At 35.3% G+C, this 11,857-nt stretch carries 12 protein-coding genes, 2 other RNA genes and 1 riboswitch; of the genes, 2 read left to right on the top strand and 12 right to left on the bottom strand.

Features of this window, described 5'->3' with window-relative positions:
* Positions 1 to 209: 209 nt before the first annotated feature.
* The 6 genes from ACZDYH_RS10745 to ACZDYH_RS10720 all read right to left on the bottom strand — a co-directional run bounded on the left by ACZDYH_RS10745 (position 210) and on the right by ACZDYH_RS10720 (position 5,068).
* Positions 210 to 350 carry an FbpB family small basic protein gene (locus ACZDYH_RS10745; RefSeq protein ID WP_001228048.1) on the bottom strand — a complete coding sequence of 47 codons (141 nt, stop codon included), beginning with the start codon at positions 348 to 350 and terminating at the stop codon, positions 210 to 212.
* 355 nt (positions 351 to 705) lie between these two features.
* Positions 706 to 1,572, bottom strand: coding sequence for a 5'-3' exonuclease (locus tag ACZDYH_RS10740; RefSeq protein ID WP_000757072.1), 867 nt, complete (start codon positions 1,570 to 1,572; stop codon positions 706 to 708).
* A gap of 132 nt (positions 1,573 to 1,704) precedes the next feature.
* Positions 1,705 to 2,430 (bottom strand): P-type ATPase actuator domain-containing protein, encoded by a 726-nt coding sequence (locus ACZDYH_RS10735; RefSeq protein ID WP_474886300.1) that lies wholly within the window; start codon positions 2,428 to 2,430, stop codon positions 1,705 to 1,707.
* Between the two features lie 335 nt (positions 2,431 to 2,765).
* Positions 2,766 to 2,931: riboswitch (M-box (ykoK) riboswitch) on the bottom strand.
* Positions 2,932 to 3,135: 204 nt separating this feature from the next.
* Positions 3,136 to 3,522: a DUF350 domain-containing protein gene (locus ACZDYH_RS10730; RefSeq protein ID WP_000606868.1), complete on the bottom strand. Its 387-nt coding sequence runs from the start codon at positions 3,520 to 3,522 to the stop codon at positions 3,136 to 3,138.
* A complete protein-coding gene (locus ACZDYH_RS10725) occupies positions 3,515 to 4,753 on the bottom strand; it encodes a glutathionylspermidine synthase family protein (protein WP_000084933.1) in 1,239 nt (412 codons plus the stop codon). Before ACZDYH_RS10725 ends, ACZDYH_RS10730 begins: the two co-directional genes overlap by 8 nt.
* A 3-nt stretch (positions 4,754 to 4,756) precedes the next feature.
* Positions 4,757 to 5,068 carry a hypothetical protein gene (locus ACZDYH_RS10720; protein WP_000169030.1) on the bottom strand — a complete coding sequence of 104 codons (312 nt, stop codon included), beginning with the start codon at positions 5,066 to 5,068 and terminating at the stop codon, positions 4,757 to 4,759.
* Between the two features lie 83 nt (positions 5,069 to 5,151).
* On the opposite strand from ACZDYH_RS10720, the gene ACZDYH_RS10715 reads away from it, so the two are divergent.
* On the top strand, positions 5,152 to 5,601 hold the full coding sequence (locus ACZDYH_RS10715) for a hypothetical protein (protein ID WP_001235523.1): 450 nt from the start codon (positions 5,152 to 5,154) through the stop codon (positions 5,599 to 5,601).
* A 54-nt stretch (positions 5,602 to 5,655) separates the two neighbouring features.
* Here the strand turns inward: ACZDYH_RS10715 and ssrS (ACZDYH_RS10710) are convergent.
* From ssrS (ACZDYH_RS10710) to ACZDYH_RS10690, 5 genes are all read right to left on the bottom strand, one after another.
* A non-coding RNA gene (gene ssrS, locus ACZDYH_RS10710) (6S RNA) lies at positions 5,656 to 5,839 on the bottom strand.
* Positions 5,840 to 5,860: 21 nt separating this feature from the next.
* Positions 5,861 to 6,043, bottom strand: a non-coding RNA gene (gene ssrS, locus ACZDYH_RS10705) — 6S RNA.
* 116 nt (positions 6,044 to 6,159) lie between these two features.
* The gene (locus ACZDYH_RS10700) at positions 6,160 to 6,993 is read right to left on the bottom strand and encodes a sulfurtransferase (RefSeq protein WP_000637560.1); all 834 of its coding nucleotides are present in this window, start codon (positions 6,991 to 6,993) and stop codon (positions 6,160 to 6,162) included.
* 2 nt (positions 6,994 to 6,995) lie between these two features.
* A complete protein-coding gene (locus tag ACZDYH_RS10695; protein WP_000451819.1) occupies positions 6,996 to 7,268 on the bottom strand; it encodes a YpbS family protein in 273 nt (90 codons plus the stop codon).
* 20 nt (positions 7,269 to 7,288) lie between these two features.
* Positions 7,289 to 7,756 (bottom strand): GNAT family N-acetyltransferase, encoded by a 468-nt coding sequence (locus ACZDYH_RS10690; protein WP_000117689.1) that lies wholly within the window; start codon positions 7,754 to 7,756, stop codon positions 7,289 to 7,291.
* A gap of 72 nt (positions 7,757 to 7,828) precedes the next feature.
* Between ACZDYH_RS10690 and ACZDYH_RS10685 the strand changes: the two genes are divergently transcribed.
* Positions 7,829 to 8,083, top strand: a complete 255-nt coding sequence (locus ACZDYH_RS10685) for a DUF3931 domain-containing protein (RefSeq protein ID WP_000369740.1) — start codon at positions 7,829 to 7,831, stop codon at positions 8,081 to 8,083.
* Between the two features lie 3 nt (positions 8,084 to 8,086).
* On the opposite strand, the gene ACZDYH_RS10680 is transcribed toward ACZDYH_RS10685, so the two are convergent.
* Positions 8,087 to 11,746, bottom strand: a complete 3,660-nt coding sequence (locus ACZDYH_RS10680; RefSeq protein WP_016124333.1) for a dynamin family protein — start codon at positions 11,744 to 11,746, stop codon at positions 8,087 to 8,089.
* Positions 11,747 to 11,857 lie beyond the last annotated feature (111 nt).

The raw sequence follows: 11,857 nt of genomic DNA, 5'->3' as shown, positions 1-11,857 counted from the left end.
TTTGAGTGTATTGTAACATTTTTTGTAATATTTTGAATAGAAAATCTCAAAAATTGGTATATACCAATTTCAACCTCGAAAAATGAGTAATATTGATAGAAAAACGCTATAAAAATATCTTGCATATTTACAAAATTAAAGAGCTGAATAGCGTTTTTTCAATATAAAATAAAAAAGATAGCCTACATAGGCTATCTTTTTTATTTTATTTAATTACTAGCACCACTATATGCTACATGTCGTTTCTCAATTCTCTCTTCAATTTCCTTCATATTTTCTTTATTATTTAATAGTGATTGTTTATTTTCAATTAATAATTGTTTAAAAGATTTTCTCACTTTTTTTCTCATTTTCATTGTCCTCCTTGGGGGATGGTTTATATAAAAGATAAAGAATTATCTGTGTGTCCTTATAATAATTGATTGTTGTGAATTCTATTTGAACTTCATATGAAAATCTCGTTTATTTTCTGACAACTTTGTGAACACGAAAAAATGATTATCTAAAACTATGTTGAAATTAATTCACTTCATGATAAAAGTTATTATTTTCATCAACTTTTATCATTATATCTTGTCGAAATATTTATATATTTAAAATTGAGTTCGACATAATTTTATTTATTATAATACTGTTTACAAAAACAAAAAGAAGGTGTCACCAAGTCAAAGTTCGACTTATGCAACATCCCTCTTCCCAAACTATTTATAGCATATTTATTAATATTTCAGGTCTTCCCCAATTCATTTCTTCACAAACAAATCTAAGTTTTTCTTCATCCATTGTGTGTAATCCTTCTTCTAGTGAACATGAAATTGGAACTTCACAGTGAATTTGGGCTAATTGTAACGAAATATTTAAGTTCTCTAAATCACTTTCAATCTTCGTACGCTGCGCTTTTGTTAATGATTCTACATTTTCTAGTACAGCGGATACTGTTCCGTGCTCTTGAATAAGCTTATACGCTGTTTTTTCACCGATACCTTTTACACCTGGATAATTATCACTTGTATCTCCCATGAAAGCTTTTGCATGGACGATTTGCCACGGCTCTACACCTTTTTCTTCCATGATTTTCTCCGGTGTGTAATATTCGTAATTTCCAATTCCTTTACGCAGAAGCATAACTGTAACGTTCTTATCAACAAGTTGAAGTAAATCTGTATCACCAGTTAAAATATAAACTTCAGCTTCATTGCAGTATTGTTTTGCAAGCGTACCGATACAATCGTCCGCTTCGTAGCCTTTCATACCGATAACTGGAATGGATAATTTCGCAGTCATTTCTTGCACTAAATCAAATTGAGGAATTAATTCTTCTGGTGGCGCTGCACGATTTGCTTTATAATTCGAGAACGATTCTGTTCTAAATGTCGTACTTCCCATATCCCAGCATGTAACGATATGTGTTGGTTCGATCGCTTGCGTAGCTGTTAACAAGTGTTTCATATAACCATGAATCCCGTTCGTAGGGGTTCCATCTTGTCGTTTCATAAATTGTCCGTAGACACTTGTTGCGTAAAAAGCACGAAATAATAGTGCCATACCATCAACTAATAATACTTTTTTCATAATTCCTCTCCTATTAAAAAAATAATAACCTCACGTTATCACGTAAGGTTATATAAATAGATTACCATTCTACGTTTTTGCTCAACTTTGTCTATTATACATTGTTTTTGTATATTTAGCACCATTAACACATTAAGACATTCTACTACAACAAGTATGCAATATGCCTGAATACGTATTTTTTCCAGTAGAAACAACGATAGCTTTTGCATTTCCACTAACGATATGCGAACCTTTAAAACATACATTTTCAAGCTCAAGTGGATTATAATCTTTCATCCGTTTTAATGGAATAAATCGTTTACGTTCAAGGTGATAGCAGCTCTCAAACTTCTCTATATTCGCTTCGTTTCCCGTTAACACAGACTCATTCACTAATAAATCATCTGCATAAATAATACGTACATCAGCTGGCACAGCATCTCCAGCCGAAAGAAAAATCATATCTCCAGGTACAAGTTCTTGCACTGGTATCTCCATCATTTTCAGTTCACTATTTAACCCTGTACTACTAGAACATTCTACTCTAGATACAGTAATCGTTTCACGTTGTAATTCATCACACACACGTTGTTTTGAAAAACCTGGAATCATGCCACCAAGCTTCATCATTACTTCTGCGAGAAGTGCTCTTTTTGAAGTTAGTTCATTTCGGCCATATACTTGAATACGTTTTTGCGCCTCTTTCATTGATAGTCCGTCTCTTGTTGTTTTAAAATATGCAAATACAGATTTTACATCTCTTGTTGCAATTTCAATTAATAAATCTTTATTTTTTTGGAGCATTGTTTGTTCTTTTATTGATTTTTTACTTAGTTTATATGACGTGTTACCCACAGTTTTGTTTGCATATAACATATTATCGTCTCCTCCTTTACAACATAGGAAGAAACGCTTTGTTTCTCAATTTATCCACTTTACTGTGAAAGTGTCTCGCGCTTTATAAACGCTACATTGTGATAAATATAGAGGGAGGAACAAATCGTTTCCTGCCTACATCATATATTTTTGATTTGAAGTATATGGGTAACGGAACCGAGTCAGAATTTGACATGCTCCTCACCTCCTCGTTTAATTTTATAGTTTATACTATGAAATTACTCATAGCTTGGTAACAAAAAAGACCCCTACCCTTAAGAGAGTAGCGGCCATTACATACACAAATAAACGATTTCTAATATAATTAGAAATCTACGGACCTCTCCCTCACCGAGTTTTAGCACTGTATAGCATAGGTACATTACCAGCTACGTTAAGAAAAACCTTAATTCGATCATTCCTGTTGACCCATTGGCGTCTCTCGACATTTTTGGGCAGTAGCATTTCTCTATACAGGAGCCTCACCTAACAGAGACTTATTTTCATTACATTGAAAATGTTACTCTTATTTAAAATAGATGTCAACCGTAGCCTACAATTTTTTCAAAAGGTATGGCAAACTAACATATATAAAGTGTAACTTTAATCAGTGGAGGTTTTGTTCATCCCCCACTGATTATTAGCCCTCACCAATCGGGCTTTTACGGGATAAAATAAAAAACTTTACGTTTAAACGTAAAGTTTTTAATAAGTTATACAACCAGCAATTACAATCCCAATTGAAATTGATAAAAACATAAGAAAAAGACCAACTGCTTGATTATCTTCTTCGAGACTTTTGTTTATATTAAAGCGTGGTGTAAGCCACTCAGCTAAATAAAAGACGATAATTTGAGCCAAAATCCCAACTGCTCCCCACGAAATCATATCAAGAAGTGAAATTGAATTAGCTGCTGTCGAATATAAAACAACAGCTAACCCAAGTAATCGTCCTCCAAGCACATAGCTTACCGCCTTATTTCCTTGAGCCATTAACTTAAATTCCTTTACTTTCGTTGTCACTTCCATCAAGAACAGACCTATACATAAAAGGCCGAGTGTTACTACTAAATATAATAAAAAATTAATCATTTTTTCCCCTCCTTTTTATACCTACCGGTAAATAGTACGATTCATTTCCTGTAATCTTTTCTCCCGCACGAATACCGATACTACTCGCTTTTCCAGCAATTAAAAACGAACCAAACACATATGACAGTTTCTCGATCCCTTTTTCTGTTTCCAAGGATACGACTGGCAGTTCGATATACTTTTGAAATATCGGCAGTGACGCTTTATATGTTTGGTGTGCATTTTGAAGCATAATATTTTCGTCTTTATCGCGAATCGTAATTGTATCTCCTTCTCTCCCAAATGAAGGTTTTTGAACGAAAGAACCTTTTCCTAAAAATAAATCTGGTTCTAAATATGTAGGTAACATATATTCTTTAATCCACTGTTGTTCCTCATTTGTATAAAAGGCCTCTTCTTCTGCTAACCCCCAAATAAGACACTGAATTGATTTTGGCTGAAGTAAAAATGCTGACAAAGGATTTATTATAAAAAGCTTTCCGGCTTTTACAAGTTGTAACAATTCCACACCTACCAAATCTCCTGTTTCAGGATCTTGATCCTCAATTAAATCTTCTATCGGATATGTTTGGCGATATAAAACATCAATCTTCGCCCCATCTTTATCGACTAGAGCATCCTTTGTAATTCTAAGTTCTGACATTGGCACTACTTTATTTTCAACATGGCATAGCTGACTTAAATACATAGTGGTATTCCAATCCTCGATATGTTCATGATGTGCTGTAAAAACAACATTTGGATTATCTAATCCCTTTGTCGCTTCCATTACTGCTTTCGTTACACCAGAAGATAGCAATCGTTCTTGATCCGAGTTTGGATCATCATAGCCTAGATTTCCACATACTTTCCCATTCATTTGAAAACATTCCACAATAAAAGTTGGTGTATCACTATTAAACTCAAGCATTTTGATTTTGTTATCCTCTGTTACAGCAAAATCAAATCGCGAAATTACAGATTCAGGATAGAGCCCTTTCATTCTAATGAAAGATAAACTCGCGGATGGAAAGCCAAGATCTAGAAGCTGTTCGTCACTTAAATTACGCAGCAGTCTAGCAGTCTTAAAAAATATTTTCCCCATTCGTTCAGTCGCTAAGTGTAATTGGTCCAAAGTCTGATTTGTTATAGAAAAAACATGAAACAAACTATACTCACATTCATATAAATCCGACCAAAAATCCGGATATTTTAAATAAAATTCTTTTCGATCCCTTATGTATTGCGACATATTTTAGCCCCCAAATCCTCCCTTTGAACCGCTTCCAATTCCACCTTTAAATTCAGCAGACGATTGATACGATTTAAACGCCGATGAATTTTTAAAAGTGGATTTATTTTGATAGTATCGCCCACCATAGAAATAATGCCCACGATAACCTGAACTACTATCATCACACTGCCATACCCCAAGTTCATCATCCCAATCCCAATCAGAACAACTATTATCATTTGGTTTTGGGGGAAGATCTTGTGCGCAACCAAATAAAGTGCCAGTCATTAAAGACGTTACGACACCACCTACTAGCCATTTCGTTTTTGTCACCTTCGCACTCCCCTTTTTAAATTCTATTCCTATTATATAGGATGGCATGATAAAGTAGAAGAAAAAGGAAGAAGAGGGATTAAATGCGCTTAGAATATCGACTTAATGATGAAACGAAAGGGTATCCTGCTTTATGGAACTACGCCAATATTTCTAATTCTGAAATTATCGCACGCATGACTTGTGAATATTTTATTAAAGAGAAAAATACTTATGTTGTTACTGCAACTTCGGTTGATCCAGACGGAACAGCAGTTATTTATATTCAAAAAGAAGTTTTCGCAAATGACCCTTCAGACCCTACATACTCCTACATCGGTTTTGAAATTAGAGAACTAAGTGAAACGAGTTCAAACATAGTAGATAGTCAAGATGTATGGAACTATGAAGAAATTTTACCATCTCTTCATTCAGATATTATATATATTCAGCGAGACGGCATGTCTATGGAGTTCTCCTTAGATTCAAGAGAGATTGATGAAGACAGAAAGTGCTACATTTATTACGGAAACTTCACAGGTGAATCAAGATAATATTGATATATCTATGCAACAAAAAAACCTTACGTATAAAACGTAAGGTTTTTATATAGCCCCACATATGCCGTTCTCTCTAGATGTCCATAAACCTGCTCTCACAGGTGGATGCTCTCACAAATGTTTGTAACTTCCTTTTTAAAAAGATGGCATGTTAGCTACATTTAAATATTGAACTTCCATATTAAACTTATTGGTTTAAGACATGCATAAGCTACGTACACCGTAGGAATTTTATATAAGGTTAGTTGAAATAAGACCCCCGCACGTGCCGCTCCTCGTAAATGTCCAAAAACCCGCTACTCGCAGGTGGATGCCCTCACAGTTACCGTACATCTTCCTCCACAAGGAAGGCTTGATGATGGTCGCTAAATATTGAGCTTCCGTATAACTAACATCGGTTTTAGACATAAATAAGTTACGTACACCGCAGGATGTATTATTTACTTGTCGTTATATTATCACATTGTTTCCAATGTGTAAAATACAAAGTTTTTCGAGCAATCTCTTGCTTGTGACCTTATTTTAATACAAATTATTTTTGCATGCAAGTGATTAATCTTCTTCTTTTGCAATTTGATTTTCTGGATAAGAAATCCAATCACTCCAGCTACCTGCATACAATTTAACATTTTGGAATCCAGCTAATTTTAATGCAACGATATTTGGGCACGCTGTAACACCAGAACCACAATATACAATGGTTTCCTTATCTTTCGAAAGATTTTGGAAGCGTTCTTGTTGCCCAGCTCCATTCTTAAATTGTCCTGATTGCAACATTCCATCCTTCCAAAAATGGTTTACCGCTGTCGGAATATGACCTGCTTTATGATCGACAAGTTCCTCGACACCAGCATAACGCTTTGGCTCTCTAGAATCAATTAATGTAACATCCGCACCTGCACGGATATTCTCTCTGACCGTTTCCATCGTTACAAGCATATGATCTTGTATGTTTGTTTTGAATGTTTTTCGTATAACAACAGGAATTTCCGTTGTTGTCGGTAGTCCATTCTCTTTCCAAGCCGGGAAACCACCATCTAATATATATACTTTCTCATGTCCTACATAGTTACATAACCACCATAAACGAGCAGCATTTGCACCGGCTTGACTGTCATACGCAATTACTGTCGTATGCTCATCAATACCAGCCTCCGAAAGCTTGTCTGCAAACTCCTCAATATTTGGTAAAGGATGGCGGCCACCATGTTCTGCTATAGGACTTGATAAATCTAAATTCAAATCAAAATATAACGCATGAGGAATATGTCCTTCTTCATACTTTTCTCTACCCCAATTAGGATTCGCTAAATCAAAACGACAATCGATTATACGGACATTCTCATCTTCTATATGCTCACGTAACCATTCGACTGTAACTATCATCTTTAACGACCTTCTTTCTTTTTCAAACGACTTACATACTCCATAACCATTTCTTCTGTAACATATTTACGCTGCAAGGTAACACCATTTTTTGCAAGATCATTAATTTGCTTCGTTACAACATTAATGACATCAACCGAAAATTCTTTCCCATTTGACGCAAGAGATACGGCAGCTTCAATAGCTGCTTCACGCTGTGCATCTAATTGTAAACATGCTTTTACACTTTCATTTTGTTTACGAGAATGTGCTGTAATTGCTTTATGTACTTCCATCTTCTCTTCCCCCTAAATAGTTATACGTTTTTATTCAATTCCATTGCAAGCCGGATCATATCACGACATACAATCCCATTTTCAATAATCTCTTCTTCATAATGCTTCGAAAAGTAATCAAAATCAATAGAAAAAATACGAAATCCACATTTTTGATATAAAGCAAGTTGTGAAACACTAGAATTGCCTGTACCAACTTCAAGTTTTGACATACCATATCCTTTAGCAGTTTCTACAGCATGCCTTAATAGCTTCTTCCCAATCCCTTTTCCTTGTAAATGCTCTGCAACCGCAATATTCATGATTTCCATCGTCTTTGGCCTTGTTTCCAAAAGAACATATACACCGATAACGCTCCCCCCCTGCTTAGCTACGTATGTTAATCCTCTTTGTACATATGTAGCTATTTGCCGTTCACTTGGATCAGCAAGTAGCAATAAAGACTTCGGTATAGCCTCTTTTGGAATACGTTCTATTACAACAGACATAAAAAATTCCCCCTTCTCTATTGTTCTAAACCCTCCTTGTCTACCATAAGTAATAGAAAGGAGGGATTCACCATGGACAACAATGAGAAAAAATGCAACGTCATCTCTATTGATGGAAAGAAGAAGAAAAGCGACACGTATTCCTATCCAAAATTAGTAGTTGAAAACAAAACATATGAATTTTCTTCATTCGTCTTATGCGGTGAAACACCAGATGGCAGACGACTCGTTCTTACTCATATGATTTCTACCGATGAATTTGCTGGATTTGTAAAATCTTTAGATACTGTACTGCAAAAGAAAATTGAACGAATCTTTTTCTCATAACGACTATATAACATAAATTTCTTTTTCAATCTCTACTAACTGCTTTTGCAATTGTTCTTTACTTTGTTCATATAGAGATACATCGATCGTTTCAGCCAATGCAAACAATATACTTTCATAATAGTTCATCACATCTTGCTGCATCACTTTTTGGAATAAGTTCCACTTCATATCCCACTCTTGCTTATAATGATGAACAAATAAATCTTTTTCATCAGCTACATAGTTTGATACGAACGGTTCTAATACAGATTTAGCGTCTTCTTGCATAAAAGCTTTGTCATTCTTTTCAAAAAAGCTTTTCTCATTTTTAAAATGTGCCAGTGCTTTTTTGAAATCTTTTATTTCAACTGAAGGGAACGGTTCTTTATGTGTAATATCTTTATATTCATACTCCACTGTTCCATTCATAGAAATTGATTCATTTTCTACTTTACAGTTCACTACAATTTCGTCCTTTGCACGCTTCATCGCTTCGTCTATCCATTTTTCAAGGCGTAATGATGTCGCACGCATTTCTTGCAATAAATCATGCTGAATAAATGCTACTAATTCCATAACACACTGTTGCAATTGTGTTTTCACATTTCCATCCGTTCGAAGTGACGCCGGATTAATAAATTCAGTAAACACATCGTTATAGCGTAGGAATAGACGCTGTTGCACGTAATAAAGCAACTCTTTCACTTCATTTTGCATCGCCTGTTCTTCAGCAAGTACACTATATGATGAAATGATATGAAGTAGTTGATCACGCTCTGCTTCATATTTTTTCGTTTGCTTCTCTTTCTCTTCATTCCCCTGTTTTGCACCCTTTATCATGTTTACTAAAAGCTGATCTGCCCCTTGCAAAGCACCATATAGAGCATGCACAGAAACAAGCATTAAATCTCTCATCATAAAGGACGTAAATGATTCCTCAAACTTCGTAATCCCAGAGTTTTGTAAAATACCATACTTCTCTTTTTCAACATTCTTTCCTTGTTTCTCTTCAAGCGCACATAAACTTGAAATTGCAAATAAACGCGGATTTCTAATACCGTATTGCAGCAGCTGATCTGCGATATAACCTTTTACCATTTCAAGTTCTTCTTCAGACTCTGCTAAATCCGCCGCATTAATTAAGAAGAACATTTTATCAAGGGCAAAAGTATCCTTTACACGACCAAGCTGAATTAAAAATTCACGGTCAGCACGAGAGAATACATGATTATAATATGTTACAAATAAAATAGCATCTGCGTTTTTAATATACTGGAATGCAACATCCGTATGGCGAGCATTAATAGAATCCGCTCCAGGTGTGTCTACAAGCGCTACTCCCTGCCTTGTTAAAGCACAATCATAATAAAGTTCCATATACTCAACGAAGCATGATTTCTCTTCATTCGCTACATAATCAGAGAACTCTTCTAATGTAACTTGTACTTGTTCTCCTAAATAAGTAGAAACTGCATCATATCCTTTTTGTACCGCTCGTAAAAAGCTAAATGTTGTTTTTTGCTTCCCAGTTGGTGAAGGATATTTCATAACTTTATCAATTTGTGCTAACGCTTCATCTAACGTAGCAATCTCATAATGAAACAGCTTATAAACAGCTTTCATATCTTCTAATAACGCTTGCTTTGATTTAAACTGAACAATTACTGTTCCGTGTGGTTTTTCCTCTGTAACCGGCAAAATTTGATTAATCGTTGCCGTCGTCGGGTTTGGTGATACAGGAAGTACTTTCTCACCGAGTAAGGCATTGGCAAATGATGATTTTCCAGCACTAAATGCCCCGAATAACGCTACTGTAAATTGTTTTGTTTCCACACGTCTTCTTTTCTCTATTACCTCTTGCTGTACATGTTTCAGCGCTGGCAATGGCTCTAATATCGTTTCAGCTTTTTTCACTTTCTCTAATATCCGCTGAATATTTAAAGCCGCCGTTCCTTTCAGCTCTTCTTCATGAACCGCTACGTTATCGCTTACGATTTCCTGCTCTTGTAGTGTAAATTTCTCACTAACAATTTGCTTTTCCCTTTGCAATATCTCATCTATTTGCAGCCCTTCAGGCGTAGCAACATGATCGTGCCAAACATTTCGTAAATAGTCTTCATATGCCTCCAAATTGTTACTGTATTGTAATTGTGTTTCTTTCGCCGTTTGCAGCATCGTATATGTTTCAATCTCTTCTTCAATACGAGCAACTGCTTCTCTCACCTTTTGCTTTAAAACGACCGCACTTTTATCAAAAATTTGCTGCGCTTTTATAAAATAACGTTTCTTCAGTTCATTCGCTACATCCGCTGTATAAAGAAGTAAGTAATCACCTGTGAAACCTGCACCTTGTTTAATTACTTCGGCCAACATTTCTGGTCCGAAAGCAATTTCTAACCCATATATGTCTTTCCCAATTTCCTCCGTGAACAATCCTTCTTCTTTTAAGAAGGCTACAATAAATTCCTTCACATGAAAATCAAGCTGCGTTTCAACAGTCTTTTGAAGGGCAGAATAAAACGCCTCTACACGTCTTTGTTTTTCTTGCTCCGTCTTTCCTTTCGAAAATAGCAAACCGACCTTAAATTTTGTTAATTTCGTTTCTAAATATGCATTTGCCAATTCTCTCATTTCAAATGGCATTAAATAAGCGTTATCTAATATAGCTTGTAAACCTTTTATAAATTCGTTTCTCACATGAGATTCTTTACTTGCCTCACGATTTTTCGCTTCCGTTAACTCTTCCTTCTTTTCAACTACCTCTGAAATAGAAAGTGGTGATGCTAACTCTTCCTCATATTTCAAGAGAGCTTTTTCATTTTCAGAAACAATAAACGAGAAATGTTCTCCCATTAAATATTCTGTTTCTCGCTCCATTCCAGTCCTTACATACTGCTCTTTTTCTTTCATAATAGAAGTAATTAACGCTTCTAAGCTTCTAATTTCATTATGTGGATGGTTCATCATTCGTAATGACGTATAATAAACACCATCTACTTCAATATCCCAGTTAGAGAATGATTGTTTTACACTATCTTTATAATTCTCAAACGATAATTCATTTTCTTTATGTTTATCTATTTGATTTACAACGAGATAAACCGTTTTATTACGTTGTTTCAATTCTTTAACAAATTGTAAATTCACTTCCGATTGGACGTGATTATAATCCATCATATAAAAAATGACATCTGCCAGATGAAGTGTCGACTCTGTCGCTAATTGATGGGCATCATCTGTTGAATCAATCCCTGGTGTATCAACTAACATAACCCCTTCAGGAATCGGCGCGTCGTTTCGATAAATATGAACACCAATTACTTCATCGCCGTCTTTACAAATTTGTTTTAATTCTTCTGCTGAATATGCACCGTCATATTCGTACTGCTCTCCAGATTTAACCGTTACAACAACACGATCCATTCCTTTTTCAATTTTGACAACGTTAGCGCTTGTCGGAATTGGACTTGTCGGTAACAACTGCGCTTTATATAGATGATTCATCATCGTTGATTTCCCTGCAGAGAAGTGACCGCAGAACGCTATCATAAGCTGTTCTTGTTTATATTTTTGAATTACCTCAAACAACTTTAAACTATTCTCTGCATCGCCGTGTTTTTGCCACTCTTCATAAAAACAAACAAGTTTTTTCATACCGTTTGTCTGTACTATGTTTGTCATCCCCTTGTTCCCCTTTATCCAAGATGTATATACTTTTCCCCGCTATTTGCGAGCTCATAACCAGTGAGAGTTACACCTACCCATTGATTACAGTTTCACTTTACTATCATA

This window comes from Bacillus sp. EB V-12, assembly GCF_056158125.1.
Note: the sequence above shows the minus strand (reverse complement) of the source record. Positions and strands in the feature narration are given on the sequence as shown.